Raw genomic sequence first — 24076 nt, forward strand, 5'->3', positions numbered from 1 at the left:
ATACAGGAGTAGTAACAGCAACTTCATTAAATGTAAGAAGTGGATATGGGTCAAGCTATTCAAAAATAGGAACATTATCAAATGGAGCAAAAGTAGAGATAGTAGAAAGTAAAAATGGATGGCATAAGATAAAATATAATGGAGGATACGGATACGTATCAGGAGATTATATAAAAGTTGATGGAAGTACAACTCCACCACCAACAAATCCAGGAGAAACAGTTAAAAATACAGGAGTAGTAACAGCAACTTCATTAAATGTAAGAAGTGGATATGGGTCAAGTTATTCAAAAATAGGAACACTATCAAATGGAGCAAAAGTAGAGATAGTAGAAAGTAAAAATGGATGGCATAAGATAAAATATAATGGAGGATACGGATACGTATCAGGAGATTATATAAAAATAGGAGGGAGTACAACAAACCCACCATCTACAACAAAAACAGGAGTAGTAACAGCAACTTCATTAAATGTAAGAAGTGGTTACGGATCAGGTTATTCAAAGATAGGAGCATTATCAAATGGAGCAAAAGTAGAGATAGTAGAAAGTAAAAATGGATGGCATAAGATAAAATATAATGGAGGATACGGATACGTATCAGGAGATTATATAAAAATAGGATAATAATTAAAAAAAGAGTATATAAAATCTAACAAAAAATAGTTTTATATACTCTTTTTTGTTAAAATGATATAATTATATAAACAAAAATTAGGAAGGAGATTTTTTATGATTTACTTAAATAGTGAAGATATAATAAAGTCTATAACATTAGATGAGTGTATGGATGCTATAGAAGATGCATATAGAATGTATGCAAACAATGAGTATAATATGCCAGATAGATTACAAGTTGAGAATAATGATTTAACTTCTTTATATATGCCTTGTTTTACGAAAGAATCATTTGGTACGAAAATACTTACAGTTGCACCTAATAATGCAAAAATAAACAAACCTGTAATTGATGGAATTATGTTAGTGAATGATATAGATACAGGGGAAGTTGTTTGCATGATGGATGGGAAAACACTTACAGCGATTAGAACTGGAGCAGTAGGTGGTGTTGGAGTTAGACATACAACAAGAGCAGATGTGAAAAACATAGGATTGATAGGGACAGGAGTTCAGGGGTTTTATCAAATTATATATGCATGTAAGGCAAGAGATATAGAGAATGTTTACCTATATAATCGAACAAAAGAAAAAGCAGTTAATTTAAAAAATGAGCTAGAAAAAGAATTAAAAAATATTAATATACATATAGTAGAAACTTCTAGAGAATTAGTTCAAAAAAGTGAAGTTATAGTAACAGCAACAACTTCATATCAACCAGTTATAGAAGAAGATAAAGAATTATTGAGAGGAAAACATATAATAGCAATAGGGTCTTATAAACCTGACATGAGAGAGTTACCAGATACATTACTTGAAATTGTAGATCTTGTAGTAGTAGACACTGATTTTGCGAAGGAAGAAAGTGGAGATTTATATGTACCTATACAAAAAGGATTGATAAAATCAGATGATATTAAGAACATGGGAGAATTTTTAAAAGAAAATAATAACGTGGACTTAAAAGAAAAAACTACTTTATACAAGTCGGTTGGAATGGGGCTGTTTGATATGGTAGTAGCTGATAAAATTTATAAAAAATCTTTAGAGAAAAAAATAGGCCAAAATATTGAATTATAAAAAAATATGTCTAAAGTTTAAACTTTAGACATGTTTTTTATTCTATATCAAATGGATTTTTTTCGAATTCACTTATCCTATCTAAATAATGCTTAGGTGAAACTCCATAGGCTTTTTTAAAAGCTCTAACAAAACTTGAATAATCTTTAAATCCACATTCTATACAAGCATCACTCATAAGATATCCTTTTTTTATTAATGACTTAGCATAAATAAGTCTTTTTTGAACTATATAGCTATGTAGAGAGCTTCCGGTTTGAGACTTGAATTTACGCATTAGATAATACTTGCTCATGAAAAATTTATTAGCTATAGTGTCTATAGATAAATCTTTATTTAAATTATCATTTATATAGCTAAAAATTTGTTGAATTGTTTCATCATACTCAACATCTTCTGAAGTATCATCGCTTTTTAAAAATAGTCTATTAATTAAAACTAAGAATTGTATAAATAAAGAGTTTTTAAGTATAATATGTCCAAATTCATCAGAAGACTCAGCAGCTTTAATTTTAAATAAAATGTTTTTCAAATTTTCTAAGTCATTTGGATTAAGTCTTAACAAATTAGATTTATTTTTACTTGATATATTAAAACAAGTGAACAAATCATCTCCGTATATATTATGTTTTTCTATATATTCTGGATTTATCCATATAACTATACGTTCATAATATTTATTAGGATTTATAATAGGTTTATGTATTTCAGTATTATTTATAAATAAAATATCCCAAGGTTTTAATTTATAGGATTTTCCTTCCACTAAATAATCTACATCACCCGAAATTAAAATTGTAATTTTATTAAAGTCATGATGATGGTAGTCAAACTTTATATCCCTCATATCCTTTATATGAAATATTTTAAAATTATCATCAAGATATCCAACCTTATCTATATTTTCTTTATTTATATCCATAAAAACAACCTCTCATATTCAAATAATAGTAATAACTTTAAAAATATTTACAATTTAATATACCGTAAATAAGATAAATTGTAATCCTCTATATATAGTATAGCACTTTTTACAATGCATAGGGCATTTTACGCAATGTACATGGTAAAAAAATAATAATATAATAAAATTCATTGTGCATTAAAGCGATAGTATTAAAAGGAGAAGACAAATGAAAAACTTTTTAAAAAATTATAAATCATCATTAATATTACTAGGCGCAATATTAATCGGAGGAATTGTAGGTGCAGTTTTAGGACCTAAAGCTACCATGCTAAAGCCTTTTGGGGACTTATTTTTAAATTTATTATTTATGTCACTAGTGCCTCTTGTATTTTTCAGTGTTTCATCAGCAATAGCAAATATGAACACTATGAAAAGATTAGGTAAAATAATGGGTAATATTGTTATAGTATTTTTATCAACAGCATTCATAGCAGCATTAATAGGTATTTTAGGAGCTATAATTTTAAACCCAACTAAAGGATTAGATTCTAGCATGTTTACTTCTATAATAGGAAGTGGAGAAATCGTAGAAGCTGAAAAAGTTAGTTTTTTAGATCAAATTGTAAAAACTGTAACAGTTAATGATTTTAACATGTTGTTTTCAAAGTCAAATATGTTACAACTTATAGTATTTGCAGTACTATTTGGGCTTGCAACTGCAATGGCTGGAGAAAAGGCAAAAGGTATAGCAAAGTTTGTGGAAGAAGGATCAGAAGTTATTGGAAACATTATAAAAATAATAATGTATTATGCACCTATAGGGCTTGGATGTTACTTTGCATCTGTTATAGGTGAATTAGGGACTCAAATACTTTCGGGATATGTAACTGCATTTTTATTATACTTAGGAATAACTGTTATATATTACTTTGGATTCTATACAATATATGCTTATTTAGCTGGAGGAAAAGAAGGTATAAGTATTTTCTGGAAAAATGCAGTTGGTCCAACAGTTACAGCAGTGGCAACTTGCTCAAGTGCAGCATGTATACCAGTTAATTTAGTTTCTGCTAAAAATATGGGAGTACCAGATGATATAGCAGAAACAGTTGTACCACTAGGTGCTAATATCCATAAAGATGGATCTGTAATTGGAGGAGTATTAAAAATAACATTTTTAATGGGAATTTTCGGAATGGATATAACTAACCCATCTACACTATTAAGTATATTAGTAGTTTCATTTTTAGTAGGTGCCGTTGTAGGTGCTATCCCAGGTGGTGGAGTAATTGGAGAAATGTTAATACTAAGTGTATTTGGATTTTCACCAGAAATGCTACCTATAATTACTGTTTTAGGAACAGTTATAGATGCACCGGCAACACTATTAAACTCAGCAGGAAATACTGTTTGTGCTATGATGGTTGCTAGATTAGTTGAAGGTAAAAACTGGCTGACTTCTAAGTCTAACTAGAGAAAAGATCTGGATATAGATTTTCATCTATATCTAGGTCTTTTTTACGCTTAAGCAATTTTATTTATTATTTGAGCGACATGAAGCAGTTCGCAGACGTAGTCGCTCAAGCAAAGCGAATTTTTCATCATTTTACTACAAAAATATGATATAATGGAGTGTATTTAACAGATTGAAGGGAGCAAGACATGACAAAATACTATTTATACTATGTACTTATATATGGTGGTTTAGGAGCCTTTATACCGTATATAGTTCCATACTTAGAAGGATCATTAAATCTATCTGCTACGCAAATAGGAATCATAACATCTATACCATCAATAATAGGAATTTTGGTTGTTCCTCTTTGGGGGATTATAACTGATATAACTAAAAAAGATAAAAAAATACTTGGAATTTGTGTAGCTATAAATTGCTTAATAATGGGGATGTACTCAAGTGTAAAATTATTCCCTGTATTACTTATAGTAGCTACGTTAGCAGAGGCATTTAGGTATGCAATATCACCTTTAGCTGATAATATAACTACAGATTATTGTAAGCATAAAAATTTAAATTATGGGATTATAAGAAGCGGAGGATCTGTAGGTTTTGCGCTTATAAGTTTTTTAACAGGTCAACTTATAAAAGTAACATCGAATTCTAGAATTATATTTTTAGTATATATAATTTTATTTGTGGTTTCTTTAATAGTACTTCCGTTTTTAGATTCTAAAAAATATGATGAAGAAGAAAAGTTAAAAGGCTCAACAATGAAAGAAGATTTAAAAGAGCTTATAAGAGATAAATCATATTTATGGCTTTTAGCTATTGTTATATGTACAATAAGTATTAGTGAAGTAACTAATGCTTATCAAGGTTTATATTTAATTGATCTAGGCGCAAGTGAAGGTGATATAGGTATACTAGTCATATTTACAGCTTTACCTGAAATATTTTTTATGTCAAAAATTAATTCGCTAGTTTTAAAATATGGATATAGAAAAGTATTTAAAATAGGTATACTTACATTTTTAATAAGATGGATAACTTGCTTATTTGCAACTTCTCCAATGATATTTATACTTACGGCTCCACTTACAGCTTTAGCATTTTCAACAATGCTAGTATCATATATTGGCTATATAAAAGATAAATTTTCTAGTGAAATTCAAGCTACAGCTTTAACATTAACATCAATGGCGATTGGGGTTTCTTCTGCATTAATCAAGTTACCTGTTGGATTTGGAATAGATGTATTTGGATTAAAAACTATATATATACTATCGATAGTAATAACTTGCTTAGGGTTTATTGTTTGTAGTGTGAAGAAAGAGAGTAAAAATGAAAAAGCTATAGGTTAAATACCTATAGCTTTTATTATATTTAATTTTATATATGAAAAATTTCATATAACTAAAAAAAGTTAATTATATGTAAAAAAATTGATAGACAAATTTATAACAATATAGTATATTTAAATTGAGGAAATGGTTTTCGAAAGAGGGGTTAGATATGAATGAGCATATAGGAGCTAAGATAAAAAGCTTGAGAACACAAAGAAAAATGACATTAAAAGATTTAAGTGAAAAAACTAACTTATCTATTGGTTTTTTATCTCAGTTAGAGAGAGGATTAACTAGTATAGCAACAGACACATTGGGGAGTATTGCAGATGTATTTGAAGTTGAGTTATCTTATTTCTTTTTAAAGCCAAGAACTAAGAAAAGACCAATAATTAGAAGTTATGAAAAAGAAGTTTTTAATATATGTACATCTGGATGTATCCAGTACAATTTATCTAATGACTTAAAGGAAAAGGTTATGCTTCCTAGATTTTTAGATATTCTTCCAAATAATACAGATGAAGATATACAGTCATATTCTCACGAGGGAGAAGAATTTGTATATGTATTAGAAGGAACTTTAACACTATTTTTAGATGGGGAACAACATGAATTATATCCTGGAGATAGTATACACTACAATTCTTCAAGAAATCACAATTGGGCTAATTATACAAATAAAATGGTAAGGATGATAGTTGTTGCAACTCCAAATCCTTTTAACAATAACTAAAACTATTTGAAGGTGATTAAATGAATAAGCCACTCATATTGAATATACAAAAATATAGTTTGCATGATGGGGATGGAATTAGAACTACCGTATTTTTTAAAGGATGTCCTTTAGAATGTATATGGTGTCATAATCCAGAAAGTCAGGATTACAAAAAAGAAGTTTTATATAATGAAGAAAAATGTTTAAAGTGTGGAACTTGTATAGATAAATGCCCTAATGAAGCTATATATAAAGGTTTAAATGTAATTGAATTGAAAAAAGAAAAGTGCACATATTGTGAGACTTGCATAGATTTTTGTTTAAACAATGCAAGGGAAATAGTTGGGAAAACTTATGAAATAAAAGATTTAGTAAAAGAATTAATAAAAGATATGGCGTTTTATGAAGAGTCAGGTGGAGGCGTTACTTTATCTGGAGGAGAAGTAATGTCTCAGGATATAGAATATATAAAAAAACTAGTAATTTTATTAAAACAAAAAGGTATAAACGTAGCAATAGATACATGTGGACATTCAAAGTTTGATAACTATGAAGCTATATTGCCATTTGTTGATACATTTTTATACGATATAAAGTTAATAAGTGATGAAAAACATGAATTTTTTACTAAGAAATCAAATAAATTAATTTTAAATAATTTAAAGATGCTAAGTGAAAAAGGAGCAAATATAAACATAAGAATACCATTAATAGAAGGTGTTAATGTAGATGATAACAATGAAGAAATTAAAAAAATAATAGATTTTATAAAGCCTTTAAACATTGCAAAAGTTAATATATTGCCATACCACAATATAGGTATGCACAAATACAAAAAGCTTTATATGCAATATGAAGGAGAAAATTTAAAACGACCTTCAGACGAGAAATTAGAGGAAATAAAACAAATTTTCAAAGCAAATAATTTTGAAATAAAGATTGGGGGATAATCATATGGAAAGAGGAAGTTTTGAAAGAACTAAGAAACTTAGAAAGCAAAGTACAGAGACTCAACCTTTTATAACTATTGAAAGAGCTAGGCTTATGACAGAAGGATATAAAAAATATGAGGGAAGTGTTGAAATACCAGTACTTAGAGCTTTAGCATTTAAACACTATATGGAAAATAGAACTCTTTGTATAAATGATGGAGAACTTATAGTTGGAGAAAAAGGAGATTCGCCACAAAGTACACCTACTTATCCAGAATTATGCTGCCATACAATGGAAGATCTAGATATAATGGATAAACGAGATATTATATCTTTTAAAGTGAGTGATGATGTAAAGAAAATTCACGAAGATGAAATAATACCTTTTTGGAAAAATAGACAAATAAGACAAAAAATAGTTAATTCAATGGAACAAGAATGGTTAGATTGTTATGAATATGGAGTTTTTACAGAGTTTATGGAACAAAGAGCTCCAGGGCATACAGTTTGTGGGGGAACAATATATAAAAAGGGATTTTTAGACTTAAAGAAGGAAATTGAAGTAGAAATAAGCAAACTAGATTTTGTTAACGATAAAGAAGCGTATGATAAAAAAGCTCAGTTAGAGGGAATGGCTATTGCTTGTGATGCTTTAATTATATATGGAAAACGTTATTCTGAATATGCTAAGCAATTAGCAGAGAAAGAAACTGATGAAGATAAGAAAAAAGATTTATTAACTATAGCTAAAAATTGTGAGGTAGTACCTGCAAATAAACCTGAAACATTCCACCAAGCAGTTCAGATGTATTGGTTTGTTCATATAGGTGTTACTACAGAACTTAATATATGGGATGCATTTAGCCCAGGTAGATTTGATCAACATTTAAATCCTTTTTATGAAAATGATGTAGAAAATGATACATTAGATAGAGATATGGCTAAAGAAATTTTAGAATGCTTATGGATTAAATTTAATAATCAACCAGCGCCTCCAAAAGTAGGGGTTACACTAAAAGAAAGTGGAACATACACTGACTTTGCAAATATAAATACAGGCGGAATAACGGAAGATGGTAAAGATGGAGTTAATGATGTAAGTTATATTATTCTAGATGTAATGGATGAAATGAAATTATTACAACCTAGCTCAAATGTACAAATTAGTAAAAAAACTCCAAGCAAGTTCTTAAAAAGAGCATGTGAAATTTCTAGAAAAGGTTGGGGGCAGCCTGCATTTTACAATACAGAAGCAATAATTCAAGAGTTACTAGAAGCAGGTAAAACAATAGAAGATGCTAGATGTGGCGGAACTAGTGGTTGTGTAGAAACAGGATGCTATGGAAAAGAAGCATATATACTTACAGGTTATTTAAATTTACCTAAAATTCTTGAAATAACTTTAAATAATGGTATAGATCCTATGACAAATAAAAAGCTTGGGATAGAAACTGGCGATCCTAATAACTTTAAATCTTACGAAGAGTTATTTAATGCATTTAAGTCCCAATTAAATCACTTTGTAGAAATAAAGGTAAAAGGAAACAATGTAATTGAAAGAATATACTCAAAGCATATGCCAGCCCCACTTATGAGTGTTATAGTAGATGATTGTATAAAAACTGCAAAAGATTATAATGCAGGTGGAGCAAGATATAACACAAAATATATACAAGGTGTTGGGATAGGAACTATAACAGATAGTTTAACTTCTATAAAATACAATGTATTTGATAAGAAAAAGTTTAACATGAGCGAATTACTAGAAGCTTTAAAAAATAATTTTAATGGATATGAAGCTATATATAACATGGTAGTTAACAAAACTCCTAAGTATGGAAATGACGATGATTATGCAGATGATTTAATGCAAGATGTATTTAATTCATTCTATAATGAAGTTACAGGAAGAAAGTCTCCTATGGGAGCTGAGTATAGAATAAATATGCTACCTACAACATGCCATGTTTACTTTGGAGAAGTTATGGGGGCTAGTGCTAATGGTAGATTAAGTCAAAAGCCATTATCTGAAGGTATATCTCCAGAAAAAGGTGGAGATACGAATGGACCTACTGCTGTTATTAAGTCTTGTTCTAAAATGGACCATTTAAAAACAGGAGGAACGCTTTTAAATCAAAGATTTGCTCCTACTGTAGTCCAAGGAGAAGAAGGCCTAGAAAATATGTCTAACTTAGTTAGAGCTTATTTCAATATGGATGGACACCACATACAATTCAATGTATTTGATAAAAATGTATTGTTAGCAGCACAAAAAAATCCAGATGAATATAAAGACTTAATAGTTAGAGTTGCTGGATATAGTGATCACTTTAATAATTTAAGCAGAGCTCTTCAAGATGAAATAATAGGAAGAACAGAGCAAAGCTTCTAATATATTTTAAAAAATATTAAAATAGGGTATGTTTTAAGGTTTTTATATTCTTAAAGCAGACCCTATAACTATTTAAACAAAATGATAAATTTATAACACAAAAGGAGAGATATTTATGAACAAAAAAATAGGATTTATAGGGGCAGGTAACATGGCTAAGGCTATGATAGGTGGAATTGTTAAATCTAAACTAGTAGAGGCTAACAATGTGTTTGCATCTGATTTAAATGAAATAGCACTTGAAAATGCTAAAGATGAATATGGAATAAATACAACAAATGACTCTAAGGAAGTAGTAAAAAACAGTGATATAGTTATTGTAGCTGTAAAGCCAAATGTGTACGATATAGTATTAGAAGGAGTTAAAGAATTAATAGACAATGAAAAAATAATTGTAACTATAGCCGCAGGTAAAACAATAGAATCAGTAGAAAATGTAATAGGTTCAGATAAGAAGGTTATTAGAACTATGCCTAATACTCCCGCTTTAGTAAATGAAGGTATGAGCGCTCTTTGTAAAAATAAAAATATAACTGATGAAGAACTAAATCTTGTAAAGGAAATGTTTAGCTCATTTGGTAAGGCGGAAGTAGTAAATGAATACTTAATAGATTCAGTAATTGGGGCAAGTGGATCAGCACCTGCATATGTGTTTATGTTTATAGAAGCTATGGCTGATGCAGTAGTTGCTGCAGGAATGCCAAGAAATCAAGCGTATACATTTGTATCTCAGGCTGTTATGGGTTCTGCAAAAATGGTACTTGAAACAGGTAAACATCCAGGTGAATTAAAAGATATGGTATGTTCTCCAGGTGGAACTACTATAGAAGCAGTTAAAACTTTAGAAGCTGAAGGATTCAGAAACTCAGTTATAAAAGCAATTGATGACTGCATAGAAAAATCTAAAGAAATGAGTAAGTAAATAGTAAATATATTAAGGTGAATATATAAGTCTTGGACAAGAGAATTATATATTCACCTTTTTTAGATATTAATTTAAACTCATAAAAAATTATATTAATTATTTTATAATATATGGTCAAGACTATGTTTTTCCGACTCAATTAACCTATGAAGAGAAATTTTTATTACATCTATTTGTTCTAAGCAAGTTGAGACGTCTTTTAAATAAATACCATCAGATAATATATTAAAAGCTAGTTCAATATCACCTATATGACAATGGTTTAAAAATTTAAAAAACTGCTTGGATTCTTCTTTGAAGTCATCCTTTAAGTTATTAGTATACTCTTCACATTTTTCCCAGTCCTCACTCTTAACATACATTTCTAGTTTATCCATCTCATTAGTATATTTAAGAGAAAAATCCTCAGCTTTTACAGATATAAAAAGGCCAAATATAACTAAAGCAATAGTCCAAACTATAGTGAATACAATAGATTTCATATATCCACCTCCTAAAAATTATTTCTTCTGTATAAAGAAGTTATCCTTTTCATCTAATACACAAATTAACGTTTCTGATATTGAATTTATATTGTGTTTTTTTAGGATTGATAAAAGCCAGTCTGAACTTTTATTTATACTCTTAAGATTTTGTTTGATTATTTCACCATCTAATATTAAGGGCAATGGTAGATGTTTAAAGTTTTCTGTAGGAACTTTTTCGTAACTAGGAGTAGGTACTATACTAAGATTGCCATCAGTTTCAAGAATTGCGTAATAAACATCTTTTAAGTTGAAATAACCTTGTATTCTTAATTGTTCTAAAAGTTCATCCATAGATACTCTTTCTTCTTTTAAAGCTTTATAGTTAAGTCTTCCTTTATCTATTAAAATTGCAGGATTTCCATTTAACAAAAATCTAATGCTTTTAAATTTTAGAGTTAAAAAAGATATTATAATTTGCATAAAAACTAAACCAGTAATAGATGCTATTCCATAAATTATAGGTATTTCGTTGTTTTGCATAGGGATAGCAGCAACCTCTGCAATTAGAAGCGTTATTACCAAATCAAATGAATTCATTTCTGCAATTTCGCCTTTTCCCATAATTCTAAGACTTATTAATACCGCCATATAAAGAACTATACTTCTAATTAAAACTACAATCATAAGCTTCCATCCTTTATTTTTTATTATGTCTAATTTTAAAATAGACACATACTATTATTTGTATTTATAAAAAATATATACAAGCAAATGTCAAATGCATCTTTAAAATGAAGTATAAATTTGGTATAATTAATTTTAAATTCAAAAATTAGACAGCAAAATGTCATCGAAGTAATTTAAGGAGGGCTAGTTGTGGCTAAAAGAAAACAAGTACACGTTCCTATAGAAAAAATTCAAGAGCAAGATAGATTTATAGAAGCTATAGCTGAAACGACAAATAGATATTATGCGATACATGGAAGAAAACCTAGATATATGATACAAACTTTTGGGTGTCAAATGAATGAACATGACTCTGAAAAATTATGTGCAATGTTAGATAATATGGGATATATTCAAGGTTTAACAGCTGCAGAATGTGATTTAGTTATATACAATACTTGTGCAGTAAGAGAAAATGCTGAGTTAAAAGTATATGGAAACTTAGGGCAGTTAAAGTTTTTAAAAAGAAAGAATCCAGATTTAAAAATAGCTGTGTGTGGATGTATGATGCAACAAAGTCATGTTGTTGAAGAAATAAAAACTAAATATAAGCATGTTGATTTAGTTTTTGGGACACATAACTTATACAAATTCCCTGAATTATTAGCTAAATCTATGGATACTGAAAAAACTTTAATAGATGTTTGGGATGTAGATGGAGAAGTTGTAGAAGGGCTTAGAAGCAATAGAAAATTTGAGCTTAAAGCATTTGTAAACATAATGTATGGATGTAATAATTTCTGTACTTATTGTATAGTTCCTTACACAAGAGGTAGAGAAAGAAGTAGAACTCCAGAGGATATAATAAATGAAATAAAAGAATTAGTTGCTAATGGAACAAAAGAAATAACTTTACTTGGTCAAAATGTTGATTCTTATGGAAAGACTTTAGAAAATCCAATTAGATTTGATGAGCTTTTAAGAATGGTAAATGAAATAGAAGGAATAGAAAGAATAAGATTTATGACATCTCACCCTAAAGATATATCAGATGAAGTTATATATGCTATTAGAGATTGTGATAAAGTTTGTGAATTCTTACACTTACCAGTTCAATGTGGAAGTTCTAGATTACTTAAGATAATGAATAGACACTACACTAAGGAGTATTATTTAGAGATAATAGAAAAAGCTAAAAAGGAAGTTCCAGATATAGCATTTTCTACAGACCTAATGATAGGATTCCCTGGCGAAACAGAAGAAGATGTAGAGGACACTATAGACGTCGTAAGAAAAGTTAGATACGATGCAGCATTTACATTTATATACTCTAAGAGACAAGGAACTCCTGCGGCTAAAATGGAAAATCAAATTCCTGAAGAAATAAAACATGAAAGATTTAATAAAGTTTTAGCAGAAGTAAATAATATATGTGCAGAAATAAACAAATCATATGAAGGAAAAGTAGTTGAAGTTTTAGTTGAGGGAAAAAGTAAAACAGATGAAAATAAATTCACAGGAAGAACTAGACAGAATAAGTTAGTTAACTTTGAATCTGATGTTCAAGACATAATAGGAACTCTTGTGAATGTTAAGATATTAGATTCAAGAACATTCTCATTGAACGGAGTAATAGAAAAATAGGAAAATATTTTCAAAAAACAACCACAAAGGTTGTTTTTTTTTGTATAATATAAATGTAATATATAATATTAAATTATTGATTTTAAATAGATAGCCTATAAGTTTGATTAAAAAATTATACTTATAAGGGGAAACTTGAACTTCAAGTTGGCTAATATTTAAAATTAAAATATAAACTATTTGGCAGAATGGAGATAGAGATATGGGAAACAAAATTGTAAAAAAGAAACAGCTAACAGATAGTATTTATTTAATGGACATAGAAGCTCCAAGAGTAGCTAAAGCTTCTAAGCCAGGTCAATTTATCATTATAAAAAATGATGAAAAAGGGGAAAGAATACCTCTTACAATAGCTGATTATAATAATGAAGAAGGTACTGTAAGTATAGTGTTCCAAACAGTTGGAGCTAGTACTAAACAACTTGAAACTTTTGAAGAAGGCGATTACGTAGCTGACTTTGTTGGGCCACTAGGAATGCCTAGTGAGTTTGTCGAAGAAGATATAAATGAATTAAGAAATAAAAAAATAATATTTGTAGCTGGTGGAGTTGGAGCAGCTCCTGTATATCCTCAAGTTAAATGGCTTAAGGAAAACGGTATAGAGGCAGATGTTATAGTTGGATCTAGAACAAAAGATCTTTTAATATTTGAAGATGAGATGAAAAAAGTTGCCGGAAACCTTTATGTATGTACAGATGATGGTACATATGGATTTAACGGTAGAGTTACTGACTGTTTAAAAGACTTAGTTGAAAATCAAGGTAAAAAATATGATCAAGCAGTAGTTATAGGGCCTATGATAATGATGAAGTTTATGTGTATGCTAACTAAAGAGTTAAATATACCTACAACTGTAAGTTTAAATCCTATAATGGTAGATGGAACAGGTATGTGTGGAGCATGTAGAGTTAATGTTGGCGGAGAAATTAAATTTGCATGTGTAGATGGACCTGAATTTGATGGACATTTAGTTAACTTTGATGAGTCTATGAGAAGACAAGCTATGTACAAAACAGAAGAAGGTAGAGCTACGTTAAAAATAGAAGAAGGGGATACGCATCATCATGGCGGATGCGGATGTGGAGGTAATTAATCATGAGTAAAGTTAAAATACCTGTTAGACAACAAGAAGCTGAAGTTAGAGTTACAAACTTTGAAGAAGTTTGTTTAGGATATAATAAAGAAGAAGCAATGAAAGAGGCAAGTAGATGCTTAGAATGTAAAAAACCAAAGTGTGTATCAGGATGTCCTGTTGAAGTAAATATACCAGGATTTATTGGAAAATTAAAAGAAGGGGATATTGAAGGAGCTGCTAAGGTTATAGCAAAAGATAGCTCACTTCCAGCAGTTTGTGGAAGAGTTTGCCCTCAAGAAAATCAATGTGAAGGATTATGTGTGTTAGGAATAAAATCAGATGCTGTTTCAATAGGTAAATTAGAAAAATTTGTTGCTGATTACTCTAGAGAACAAAATTTTGATTTAGCAAAAACAGAAGAGCCTAACAATAGAAAGGTAGCTGTTATAGGTAGTGGACCTGCAGGACTTGCTTGTGCTGGTGATTTAGCTAAAATGGGATATGATGTAACTATATTTGAAGCTATGCATGAACCAGGAGGAGTTTTAACTTACGGAATACCAGAATTTAGATTACCTAAAGATGGTGTTGTTAAACCTGAGATAGAAAATATTAAAAGTTTAGGCGTTAAAATAGAAACTAATGTTATAATAGGTAGAACTATAACAATAGATGAGTTACTAAATGAAGAAGGATTTGAAGCTGTATTTGTAGGATCAGGAGCAGGACTTCCTAAGTTCATGGGAATACCAGGTGAAAATGCAAATGGTGTTTGTTCTGCAAATGAATTCTTAACAAGAGTTAACTTAATGAAGGCATACAAAGAAGACTATATGACACCTGTAAGAAGTGGTAAAAGTGTTGCTGTTATAGGTGGAGGAAATGTTGCTATGGATGCTGCGAGAACTGCGGCTAGATTAGGATCTAAAACTCATATAGTTTATAGAAGAAGTGAAGCAGAACTTCCTGCTAGATTAGAAGAAGTACACCATGCTAAAGAAGAAGGTGTAATATTTGATACTTTAACAAACCCAACTGAGATATTAGTTGATGAAAAAGGTGAAGTTAAAGGTATGGTATGTGTAAAAATGGAGCTAGGAGAACCTGATGCATCAGGAAGAAGAAGACCTAAAGTTATAGAAAATTCAGATTTTATAATGGAAGTAGATACAGTTATAATGGCACTTGGAACATCTCCAAACCCACTTATAACATCAACTACAAAAGGATTAGATATAAATAAATGGGAATGTATAGTAGCTGATGATAACGGAGTAACTTCTAGAGAAGGTGTTTTTGCTGGAGGAGATGCAGTTACAGGAGCTGCAACAGTTATATCTGCTATGGGAGCTGGTAGAAAAGCAGCAAAAGCTATAAATGAATATTTGAAAAATAAAGAAGTAAACGCTTGTACTTTATAACAATAAAGGACTCCATATTATATGGAGTCCTTTTTAGTTAAAATTTATTTAATTAAATTAAGAAAGTTTTCAAGTATTTTACCTGTTATGCCCCAAATAACATAATCATTATATTTATAGAATAAAGAGTCATAATTTCCTGATTTGAACTTATAATTTTCTTTGTTAGGTATTAAGTCATAGGGAAAATTTTTATTAGGAACTACTCTAACTTCATTTTTATATCGTAAAGGCTCATTTTCTAATAAATGAGATAAAGGAACTAAAAAAATATGGTCTACTTCATCTATGTTTGGATTTAGACTTTCTAAGTCGTGTATGAAGCCAACAAAAGTATGTATTATTATATCTGCAGGACTTAAAAATAAATCAAGTTCGCTTGCTATTTCTACATTGCTATCAATGGTACCTAGTTCTTCGCAAGTTTCTCTTATGCAAGCAGTAATTGGAGTTTCATTTTTTTCGATCATGCCTCCGGGAAAAGATATTTCATTTGGTTGAGACCTTAATGTCTTTGACCTAACTTCAAAGAGTATAAAGTCTTCATTATTTTTTTTTACTATAGGAATTAAAACAGAAGCTTTTTTCATATTTTGATGACCATTTATATATGGTTTATAATCTTTTAATAATTCTTTTAAATTACTATTCATTGCAAAAACCTCAACTCTCAGTTTAGATATATTAATATTATACTAGTCTAAGATAAATAATACACATAAAATATATTAAAAAAATATAAATTTTTACAAAAAATATATTTGGAATAAATATATAATTGAAAATGAACAATAATTAAAATAATATGACTAACTAAGAATTTTATGTATAATAATACTTAGGACAATATATAGTAAGGAGAAATAAGATGACAGAAGGTAGTAACGCAAAATTAATAGAAAAAATAATAGTAGAAAAAGATTTGAAATTATGTTTAAAAGATGAAAATAACTATATAGAGATACCTAAAGATATTATACATAATGACGAAATGGATATTTGTGATATAAATGATTTTATAAGGATATCACAAAATATAGAAAAACTTAAAGATAATATTATTAAATTATTATTTGAAAAAGAAAGTTACGTGAGTATTCATTCAATAGGAACTTTATTATTAAATATAAAATCAGAAGAAAAGATAGAAGATTTTCAAAAATATATTGATATAGATATAAACAGTTTAGAAGAAAAATTTAAATCATTGGCAGCGTATTTTGATATAAGTATAGAGGATATTTATGAATTAAAAGAAGCTGCAAAATTAGATTATATAAACAATTCTCAAAATAAAAATGAAGTTTTAGACAAATCATATGTAGATAATATATTATACAAAGTTAAAAACTCTAGAATGTACAGTCTTATAAAAAGGTCAAGGTATGGATCTATATCTAAAGAATATAATACGTTAGATTTAAATGAAATCACAGATTTAAATGACGAAGAAATAGGCGGAGAATATAACCCTATTTTAGTTATATACAAACCAGCTAAATATATAAGAGGAGAGTATATACTAGATGATTTAAATTATGTATATATAAAAAGACAACCATTAAATGCACTTATAAACCAAGAAAAATTAAATGAAAAAGGCAGAGATGGAATGGGTGCAATAACATACATAAAACTTAATCATGATTTGACAAATGAGAACTTGCAGGAAATATTAGCTGAATTATATGTAGATGGTCAAAAAAATAATATGTCATTTGAAAACATAAGACTTGCAGATATAAATTGCAATAAATTATGGCTAACAGCGGACAGGTTAAAAAAAGAGTTTAAAGAACTAAGATACTACAACAAAAATTTAACGCAAAAAATAAAAGATATATATGATTCTACAGGAGCTTACTATACACAGATAAGTGGTAAGTACATATTTAACACTAGAGAGTTTTTAAACTGTTACAAAGCTTATAAAAATAAAGATATAGCATTAAATAAAAAATAAGTAGCTAATGCTACTTATTTTTGCGCTTAAATAAACTATACTTATCAACTAATTGATTATAAAACATTAAGTTAGATAAAAATATTCTGCCTTGAGCGTAAAAATTTTTTTGAGCAACGGACAAAGTCGTTGGCGACATGAGCAAAGCGAATTTTTATACAACTTTATAGCCTGTTTTTTTACGCTCTTCCATAGTAGCATTCCATTTTGATAAAGTTTCTTCTTTAGATAAGCCTAAAAGTTTAGTTGGGTCATCGTATTTAACACCAAATGTTTCTACAGTCATATTTTCAATATATATTTTTTCAACAGCTCTATGTAAGAAAACCTCTAGCTCAGTTTCAACTTTACTTATTCTATCAACCTCATCCATTCCATCTACAACTCGTCCAAAGGTAGCAAAATTTTCATCAAGTTGAGGCGTGTCTTGAGTAACTATAAAAAAATGGCAACTTTCTGTATTATGCTCAAATCTACCATAACCAAGAGTTCCTCTAGTGAATTTTAAGTTATTATCTACTCCGTTAGATAAACATTCACTTTTTATACTATATCCTAAAACTCCTGTACCATTATTTTCTGGGCAACCACCTTGAATTAACTTATCATTTTCTACTCTCCAAAATGCTGTATTTTTATAAAACCCCTTATGTATAAGACTTATAAAGTTTTTTACAGATTCAGGAGCTTCATTTGGAAAAAGTTCTATTTTTATAGATTTTCCATCTTTTATTTTCATAGTAACAATTGGATTTTTCATATAAATTACCACCTTAAAATTAATATTATATAAATTATATCATACAGGAAGAAAAAGGTTTTCTTTTTTAGTAATAATATCATTGTAATCTTAATATTAAAGATAATAAGCACTACTTAATATTAAGGAGGAGAATTATGGATTTAAAAGATAGCAAAACTGTAAAAAACCTAATGGTAGCATTTGCTGGAGAGTCTCAGGCTACAGCTAAATATAATTACTATGCAAATCAAGCAAAAAAAGAAGGATATAATAAGATAGCTCAATACTTTGAGGAAACTGCGAATAATGAGATGGCACATGCAAAAATATGGTTTAAATTAATTAATAATGGAATACACTCTACGAAAAATAATTTAATTGACTCAGCTGAAGGAGAAAATTATGAATGGACAGATATGTATTATAAATTTGCAAAAGAAGCTCAAGAAGAAGGATTTGATGATATAGCGTATCTTTTTAAGTCTGTTGGTAAAATTGAAAAACAGCATGAGGAAAGATATTTAGATCTTATAAAAAACTTAGATGATAAGAGTGTATTTAAGAAGGAAGAAGAGGTTACATGGAGATGTATGAATTGTGGACATATTCATAATGGGAAAAAAGCATTAGAAATATGCCCTGTATGTTCACATCCAAAATCTTTTTTCGAAATTAAATGTGATTGCATATAAAACTAAAACTATAATTTGGAGGATTCAATGATTTTAATAAAAAATGGAAAAATTATAACTATGACCGGAGAAAACTATGAAAATGGATGTGTACTTATAGATGATGGGAAAATAATAAATGTTGATAAATATATAAGTGAATTAGATATTATGGAAGTTATAGATGCCCAAGGTGGATGGGTGATGCCAGGGATTATAGAAGCTCATTGCCACATAGGATTAAGTGAAGAAGGTATAAGATTTGAAGGTGACGATATAAATGAAGCAACAACACCGATTACAGCGCACTTAAGAGCAATAGATGCAATAAATCCTTTAGATGATGCATTTAAGGATGCTATAGAAGGAGGAATAACCTCTGTTATGACAGGCCAAGGAAGTGCTAATGTATGTGGAGGTAAATTTACTTTTATAAAAACGAGTGGAACATCTATAGACGATATGATTGTAAAAGAGGACGCAGCTATGAAAGTTGCATTTGGGGAAAACCCTAAAAGAGTGTATTCATCGAAAAGTATATCTCCATCCACGAGAATGTCTACGGCTGCAATTTTAAGAGAAGCTTTAACTAATGCTTTGAATTATAAAAACAAGAAAGAAATAGCTAAACAAAAAGGTGAACATTTTGATATTGATTTAAAACAAGAATGTTTCATGGATGTTTTAAACAAGAAAATACCATTAAAAGCGCATGCTCACAGAGCAGATGATATACTTACAGCCATTAGGATTGCAAAAGAGTTTGATTTAGATATGACATTAGATCATTGTACAGAAGGACATCTTATTGCACAATACATAAAAAATTCCGGTTTTAGTGCGATTGTTGGGCCTAGCTTAACTAATAGAAGTAAAGTAGAACTTAAAAATAGAACATTTGAAACAGCTGGAAAATTAAACAAAAATGGAGTTCAAGTTGCAATAACAACAGACCATCCAGTGATACCTATTCAGTACTTGCCAATATGTGCAGGATTTGCAGCTAAGAAAGGATTAGGAATAGATGAAGCGCTTAAAGCTATAACTATAAATGCGGCTAAAATTTGTGGAGTTGATGACCGATTAGGAAGTATTGAAGCTGGAAAAGATGCAGACATAGCTATATTTACAGGGAACCCTATGGAAGTGTTTACAGAAACTTTATACACAATAATAGATGGAAATATAGTTTATTCTAAAAGTTAATTTAAATAAAAAAGAAAGTGAAAGATAAAATTTATTCACTTTCTTTTTTATTTGAATTTAAAGATGGATTATATTGAAAGAAAATGGGGATTAAAATTGTGTAACTAATAGCTTATTTGTTAATAAAATATATTAAAGTGGAGGGGGATATTAATGATATTAAAAAAATATGTATCGACAATGACACTTATTACATTAATGACGTCATCGATCTTAGTAGGATGTAGTAGTCAAGATGAGAATAAAATTATAAATTCTAGTGAATTATTGAAAAATAAAGATGCAAGACTTGCAATATCTATGGCGGTTGATAAAAGTGAAATAACTAGTGTGATTTTGAATAATGGATCAAACCCAGTAAATTATTATACACCAGAGGGGTTAGCTATAAATGATGAAGGTAAAGATTATAGAGAAATCGCTGGTAATATGGGCAGTGGGTATGATTTGAAAGAAGCAAAAGAACATTGGGAAAAAGCAAAGAAGGAATTGAATTTTGATAAAGTTACAATAGAAGTTTTAACATCAGACGTTGAAAGTAGTAAGAGAGTAGGAGAATTTTTTCAAAGTCAATTACAAAAAAATCTAGATGGAATGACAGTAGAGATAAAGCAAGTGCCATTTAAGCAAAAGCAACAATTAGAAGCACAAGGAGATTATGATTTAGTTTATAGCTCTTGGGTTGCTGACTATCCAGATCCATTAACATTCTTAGAGACGTTTACTACTACTGGAAAATTTGGAGTAAATAGTGGATATGATAGTAAAGACTATAATTCTTTGATAGAAGAAGGAAAAACTTCATCAAATATTAATGATAGTTGGAAAAAATATGCTAAAGCAGAAGAACTTTTATTGAGTGATGCATTTATAATGCCTCTTTTCCAAAGTAGTAGTGCTTATATACAAAAACCTTATGTAGATGGAATAACTATAATTCCATACGGAGCAAAATACGCTTATAAGTGGGCAAATGCAGAAGGAAGAAATGAATTAAATTTAACAAGTACTTCAGATATACCTTCTTTAGATATGAGTAGATCTACAGATTCATTATCATTTAGTGCTGCAAATAATGTTATGGAAGGACTTGTAAGAGTAGACAATGATGGTAAGGTAGTTGAAGGTATTGCTAAGAGTTGGGAAGCATCAGAAGATAAGAAAACTTGGACTTTTAATTTAAGAGAAGACTCTAAGTGGAGCAATGGAGATAAAGTAACTGCTAATGACTTTGAATATGCTTTTAAAAGAACCTTAAATCCAGAAACTGCGTCTCAATATGGATTTATAATGTATGATATTATTGGAGCTCAAGATTACAATATAGGAAAAACTAAAGAAGCTAAAGGCGTAGGTGTTAAAGCATTAGATGATTATACATTAGAAATAAAACTTAATAGACCAGTTAGTTATTTTGACAGGTTGATGGCATTTCCAGTATTTTTCCCACAAAATGAAAAGTTTGTAGAAGATCAAGGGGATAAATATGGAACAACTAAAGAATCTACATTATATAATGGACCATTTACTTTAACTAAGTGGAAATTAGATGATGTTTATATAATGGCTAAAAATAAAAATTACTGGGATGAAAATAGTGTTAAATTAGAGTCTGTAAACACGAAAATTGTAAAAGAAGGATCAGCTGATATAAATTTATATGAAAATGGAGATATTGACTTCGTAGGAATAACAAATGAATTTATTGATAAATATAAAGATACGGATGAGTTTAGTACTAGTAAAAATGCAACAACATTTTTTATGCTTATAAATGGAAATAAAGAATAAAAGCAAACAAACCTATTCATTTGAATAGGTTTGTTTGTTTTATAAAAATAATATATAAGAGGTAAAAATTATCTCCCCTAGAAACAAAAATACTAGGGGAAATAGTATTTTTATTTAACTAGCAACTGCTGTTTTCTCTATGCTTTTTACAATAATCGCAGTTACATCCACAGTGACAATCACAATTTTCTTTTTCTGAACAACCATTATTTTTTTCTACACAATTATTATCTGGATCTATCTTATCTACATCTTTGCAAACATACTTTTCATCGTGAGTATCCTTTGTATCATAATGATATACATTATATTCATAGTAATGATCAGTTATATGATTGCAATCAGTTATATAGTAGTGGTTACATTTTTCATAGTAATTATCATAGAAGTTTTCATTTACAACAAAATAATCTTTTCCATCTAAGCATGTATAACTTTTATAATGGTTTGTAGAACTTACAGTTTTTTTACCACTGCAAGGAGTGATATTTGAATTATTGTTGTTACCGCATGAAGAGTTATTGCAATTATAGTAATATTTTTTACATTTATTAGGTTTTTTAAATCCGCATTTTTTATTTGATTTACACCATAAACCCATAAATATTACCTCTCTTATAATTATTTTATATAGTAAATTAAAAGGTAAAATAAAGTTGAAATTTATTTAATACATATATTAAAATTTACTATAATAGATTATATGACAAATATTTATAAATGGTGATATATTATATAGCTAATTTAAAAATTGAAAAGATATGAATATAGATATAAGTATAAACACCCAAATATGATATAATATGTAGAATGTAAAGGAGGCAAAGAGTATGAATATAGATAGAAGTAAATTAACTCCTATGATGAGACAGTACTTTGAAGTTAAAAATAGATATAATGATTGCATAATGTTTTTTAGGCTTGGAGATTTTTATGAAATGTTTTTTGAAGATGCGATAGTAGCTTCGAAAACTTTAGAAATAGCACTTACAGGAAGAGAATGTGGTATGGATGAAAGAGCACCTATGTGTGGGATACCATTTCATTCTTCACAAAACTATATATCAAAATTAGTTGAAAACGGATATAAAGTAGCAATATGTGAACAAGTTGAAGATGTAAATGCTTCAAAAGGAATAGTAAAGAGAGATGTAGTAAGAGTAATAACTCCAGGTACAGTACTTGAGGGAGCTTTATTAGAGAATAAGAAAAATAATTATCTATTGGCCATGTACACTGATGGTGATAAAATAGGTATTTCATATACAGATATAAGTACAGGAGAAGTTAATGCAACATATTTAAGTGAAGAAAAATTAGTAGAAGAAATAGCTAAAATTCATCCTACTGAGATAATAGCAAATGATTTAAATACCGTTGAAAAAATAAGAAATATAGCTACTTTAAGTAATATATATATAAATGAAAATTTTGATGAAAGTTATTTAGATGAAAACATATTAAGTAAATATTTTTCAACTGAGTATTTAAAAAACTTAAAATTAGATGAGTTGGGGCTTATATCATCTAGTTTATGCATTATATTAAATTATATTTATAATACCCAAAAACAAATAACTTCTAATATAAATAATATAAATATATATAACTCACAAGAGTATATGGTTTTAGATATGTTTACAAGAAGTAACTTAGAATTAACATCTACTATAAGAGGAAATGCAAAGAAGGGATCACTTCTTCATGTTTTAGATAAAACATCTACTGCCATGGGTGGAAGAATGCTTAGAAAATATGTAGAAGAACCGCTGGTAAATAAACTACGAATTGAAAAAAGACTTAATGTTATTGAAGAGTTAAAAGATGACTTTATGTTAAGGGAAGACCTAATTGAAACTCTGAAAAATGTATATGATATAGAAAGAATTTGTGGGAAAATTGCATTTGAAAAAGTTACACCTAAAGAAATGATACATTTAAAAAATTCTATAGAAAAATTACCAGAACTTAAAAAAATTATAAATTTATCAAATGCAAGCATTCTTAAAAGGTACATTTCAGATATGGATGATCTAAATGATATATATGATTTAATAGAT

At 28.8% G+C, this 24076-nt stretch carries 21 protein-coding genes and 1 pseudogene; 16 read left to right on the plus strand and 6 right to left on the minus strand.

Going from position 1 to position 24076, the window contains the following annotated elements; genetic code table 11:
- Together RWY47_RS00085 and RWY47_RS00090 are read left to right on the plus strand one after the other, a co-directional pair.
- On the plus strand, positions 1–626 hold a 626-nt coding region (locus tag RWY47_RS00085; protein ID WP_316030199.1), incomplete at its 5' end, for an SH3 domain-containing protein.
- 105 nt (positions 627–731) lie between these two features.
- Positions 732–1697, plus strand: coding sequence for an ornithine cyclodeaminase family protein (locus tag RWY47_RS00090; protein ID WP_224170187.1), 966 nt, complete (start codon positions 732–734; stop codon positions 1695–1697).
- Positions 1698–1734: 37 nt separating this feature from the next.
- On the opposite strand, the gene RWY47_RS00095 is transcribed toward RWY47_RS00090, so the two are convergent.
- Positions 1735–2619 carry an AraC family transcriptional regulator gene (locus RWY47_RS00095; protein ID WP_025162480.1) on the minus strand — a complete coding sequence of 295 codons (885 nt, stop codon included), beginning with the start codon at positions 2617–2619 and terminating at the stop codon, positions 1735–1737.
- A 211-nt stretch (positions 2620–2830) separates the two neighbouring features.
- Between RWY47_RS00095 and RWY47_RS00100 the strand changes: the two genes are divergently transcribed.
- The 6 genes from RWY47_RS00100 to proC all read left to right on the plus strand — a co-directional run bounded on the left by RWY47_RS00100 (position 2831) and on the right by proC (position 10367).
- On the plus strand, positions 2831–4078 hold the full coding sequence (locus tag RWY47_RS00100; RefSeq protein ID WP_150843024.1) for a dicarboxylate/amino acid:cation symporter: 1248 nt from the start codon (positions 2831–2833) through the stop codon (positions 4076–4078).
- 188 nt (positions 4079–4266) lie between these two features.
- Positions 4267–5424 carry an MFS transporter gene (locus RWY47_RS00105; RefSeq protein ID WP_168932225.1) on the plus strand — a complete coding sequence of 386 codons (1158 nt, stop codon included), beginning with the start codon at positions 4267–4269 and terminating at the stop codon, positions 5422–5424.
- A 151-nt stretch (positions 5425–5575) separates the two neighbouring features.
- The gene (locus RWY47_RS00110) at positions 5576–6139 is read left to right on the plus strand and encodes a helix-turn-helix domain-containing protein (RefSeq protein WP_021431129.1); all 564 of its coding nucleotides are present in this window, start codon (positions 5576–5578) and stop codon (positions 6137–6139) included.
- 20 nt (positions 6140–6159) lie between these two features.
- Positions 6160–7071 (plus strand): trans-4-hydroxy-L-proline dehydratase activase, encoded by a 912-nt coding sequence (locus tag RWY47_RS00115; RefSeq protein ID WP_021431128.1) that lies wholly within the window; start codon positions 6160–6162, stop codon positions 7069–7071.
- 4 nt (positions 7072–7075) lie between these two features.
- Complete coding sequence (hypD, locus tag RWY47_RS00120) at positions 7076–9445, plus strand: trans-4-hydroxy-L-proline dehydratase (RefSeq protein WP_168932226.1); 2370 nt, start codon at positions 7076–7078, stop codon at positions 9443–9445.
- A 115-nt stretch (positions 9446–9560) separates the two neighbouring features.
- Complete coding sequence (gene proC / locus RWY47_RS00125) at positions 9561–10367, plus strand: pyrroline-5-carboxylate reductase (protein ID WP_206622183.1); 807 nt, start codon at positions 9561–9563, stop codon at positions 10365–10367.
- Between the two features lie 104 nt (positions 10368–10471).
- On the opposite strand, the gene RWY47_RS00130 is transcribed toward proC, so the two are convergent.
- Positions 10472–10852, minus strand: a complete 381-nt coding sequence (locus RWY47_RS00130; RefSeq protein ID WP_021431125.1) for a DUF4363 family protein — start codon at positions 10850–10852, stop codon at positions 10472–10474.
- Between the two features lie 18 nt (positions 10853–10870).
- Positions 10871–11521, minus strand: coding sequence for a DUF421 domain-containing protein (locus RWY47_RS00135; protein ID WP_150843019.1), 651 nt, complete (start codon positions 11519–11521; stop codon positions 10871–10873).
- 192 nt (positions 11522–11713) lie between these two features.
- Between RWY47_RS00135 and miaB the strand changes: the two genes are divergently transcribed.
- From miaB to gltA, 3 genes are all read left to right on the plus strand, one after another.
- Entirely contained in the window at positions 11714–13147 is a 1434-nt protein-coding gene (gene miaB, locus RWY47_RS00140; protein WP_142730652.1) for a tRNA (N6-isopentenyl adenosine(37)-C2)-methylthiotransferase MiaB, read from the plus strand.
- A 202-nt stretch (positions 13148–13349) separates the two neighbouring features.
- Positions 13350–14240 carry a sulfide/dihydroorotate dehydrogenase-like FAD/NAD-binding protein gene (locus tag RWY47_RS00145; RefSeq protein WP_053833022.1) on the plus strand — a complete coding sequence of 297 codons (891 nt, stop codon included), beginning with the start codon at positions 13350–13352 and terminating at the stop codon, positions 14238–14240.
- A 2-nt stretch (positions 14241–14242) separates the two neighbouring features.
- Positions 14243–15643 (plus strand): NADPH-dependent glutamate synthase, encoded by a 1401-nt coding sequence (gene gltA / locus RWY47_RS00150; RefSeq protein WP_021431121.1) that lies wholly within the window; start codon positions 14243–14245, stop codon positions 15641–15643.
- 44 nt (positions 15644–15687) lie between these two features.
- Here the strand turns inward: gltA and RWY47_RS00155 are convergent, their stop codons facing one another.
- A complete protein-coding gene (locus RWY47_RS00155; protein ID WP_170074861.1) occupies positions 15688–16296 on the minus strand; it encodes an NUDIX hydrolase in 609 nt (202 codons plus the stop codon).
- Positions 16297–16511: 215 nt separating this feature from the next.
- Here RWY47_RS00155 and RWY47_RS00160 point away from each other — a divergent pair, with 215 nt between their 5' ends.
- Entirely contained in the window at positions 16512–17606 is a 1095-nt protein-coding gene (locus RWY47_RS00160; protein WP_316030200.1) for a hypothetical protein, read from the plus strand.
- A 154-nt stretch (positions 17607–17760) separates the two neighbouring features.
- On the opposite strand, the gene RWY47_RS00165 is transcribed toward RWY47_RS00160, so the two are convergent.
- Positions 17761–18366, minus strand: coding sequence for a peptidylprolyl isomerase (locus RWY47_RS00165; RefSeq protein WP_224170189.1), 606 nt, complete (start codon positions 18364–18366; stop codon positions 17761–17763).
- A 137-nt stretch (positions 18367–18503) separates the two neighbouring features.
- Here RWY47_RS00165 and rbr point away from each other — a divergent pair, with 137 nt between their 5' ends.
- From rbr to RWY47_RS00180, 3 genes are all read left to right on the plus strand, one after another.
- Positions 18504–19040: a rubrerythrin gene (rbr, locus tag RWY47_RS00170; protein WP_021431117.1), complete on the plus strand. Its 537-nt coding sequence runs from the start codon at positions 18504–18506 to the stop codon at positions 19038–19040.
- A gap of 27 nt (positions 19041–19067) precedes the next feature.
- Positions 19068–20225 carry an amidohydrolase gene (locus tag RWY47_RS00175; RefSeq protein ID WP_206622179.1) on the plus strand — a complete coding sequence of 386 codons (1158 nt, stop codon included), beginning with the start codon at positions 19068–19070 and terminating at the stop codon, positions 20223–20225.
- A gap of 153 nt (positions 20226–20378) precedes the next feature.
- Complete coding sequence (locus RWY47_RS00180) at positions 20379–22016, plus strand: ABC transporter substrate-binding protein (RefSeq protein WP_316030201.1); 1638 nt, start codon at positions 20379–20381, stop codon at positions 22014–22016.
- A gap of 118 nt (positions 22017–22134) precedes the next feature.
- Here RWY47_RS00180 and RWY47_RS00185 read toward each other — a convergent pair whose 3' ends face one another.
- Entirely contained in the window at positions 22135–22617 is a 483-nt protein-coding gene (locus RWY47_RS00185; RefSeq protein ID WP_224170191.1) for a hypothetical protein, read from the minus strand.
- Between the two features lie 229 nt (positions 22618–22846).
- Here RWY47_RS00185 and RWY47_RS00190 point away from each other — a divergent pair.
- A pseudogene (locus tag RWY47_RS00190) lies at positions 22847–24076 on the plus strand (DNA mismatch repair protein MutS); the annotation flags it as partial.

This window comes from Paraclostridium sp. MRS3W1 (genome assembly GCF_032465715.1).
Classification (GTDB): Bacteria; Bacillota; Clostridia; order Peptostreptococcales; family Peptostreptococcaceae; genus Paraclostridium; species Paraclostridium dentum.

Bases quoted from the DNA above. Each gene is read 5' to 3' on its own strand.
- RWY47_RS00165 (WP_224170189.1), bottom strand. From the start codon at position 18,366: ATGAAAAATCCAATTGTTACTATGAAAATAAAAGATGGAAAATCTATA.
- proC (WP_206622183.1), top strand. From the start codon at position 9,561: ATGAACAAAAAAATAGGATTTATAGGGGCAGGTAACATGGCTAAGGCT.
- RWY47_RS00145 (WP_053833022.1), top strand. From the start codon at position 13,350: ATGGGAAACAAAATTGTAAAAAAGAAACAGCTAACAGATAGTATTTAT.
- RWY47_RS00135 (WP_150843019.1), bottom strand. From the start codon at position 11,521: ATGATTGTAGTTTTAATTAGAAGTATAGTTCTTTATATGGCGGTATTA.
- gltA (WP_021431121.1), top strand. From the start codon at position 14,243: ATGAGTAAAGTTAAAATACCTGTTAGACAACAAGAAGCTGAAGTTAGA.
- RWY47_RS00110 (WP_021431129.1), top strand. From the start codon at position 5,576: ATGAATGAGCATATAGGAGCTAAGATAAAAAGCTTGAGAACACAAAGA.
- RWY47_RS00180 (WP_316030201.1), top strand. From the start codon at position 20,379: ATGATATTAAAAAAATATGTATCGACAATGACACTTATTACATTAATG.
- rbr (WP_021431117.1), top strand. From the start codon at position 18,504: ATGGATTTAAAAGATAGCAAAACTGTAAAAAACCTAATGGTAGCATTT.
- RWY47_RS00155 (WP_170074861.1), bottom strand. From the start codon at position 16,296: ATGAATAGTAATTTAAAAGAATTATTAAAAGATTATAAACCATATATA.
- RWY47_RS00090 (WP_224170187.1), top strand. From the start codon at position 732: ATGATTTACTTAAATAGTGAAGATATAATAAAGTCTATAACATTAGAT.
- RWY47_RS00160 (WP_316030200.1), top strand. From the start codon at position 16,512: ATGACAGAAGGTAGTAACGCAAAATTAATAGAAAAAATAATAGTAGAA.
- RWY47_RS00130 (WP_021431125.1), bottom strand. From the start codon at position 10,852: ATGAAATCTATTGTATTCACTATAGTTTGGACTATTGCTTTAGTTATA.
- RWY47_RS00095 (WP_025162480.1), bottom strand. From the start codon at position 2,619: ATGGATATAAATAAAGAAAATATAGATAAGGTTGGATATCTTGATGAT.
- RWY47_RS00185 (WP_224170191.1), bottom strand. From the start codon at position 22,617: ATGGGTTTATGGTGTAAATCAAATAAAAAATGCGGATTTAAAAAACCT.
- RWY47_RS00105 (WP_168932225.1), top strand. From the start codon at position 4,267: ATGACAAAATACTATTTATACTATGTACTTATATATGGTGGTTTAGGA.
- hypD (WP_168932226.1), top strand. From the start codon at position 7,076: ATGGAAAGAGGAAGTTTTGAAAGAACTAAGAAACTTAGAAAGCAAAGT.
- RWY47_RS00100 (WP_150843024.1), top strand. From the start codon at position 2,831: ATGAAAAACTTTTTAAAAAATTATAAATCATCATTAATATTACTAGGC.
- RWY47_RS00115 (WP_021431128.1), top strand. From the start codon at position 6,160: ATGAATAAGCCACTCATATTGAATATACAAAAATATAGTTTGCATGAT.
- RWY47_RS00175 (WP_206622179.1), top strand. From the start codon at position 19,068: ATGATTTTAATAAAAAATGGAAAAATTATAACTATGACCGGAGAAAAC.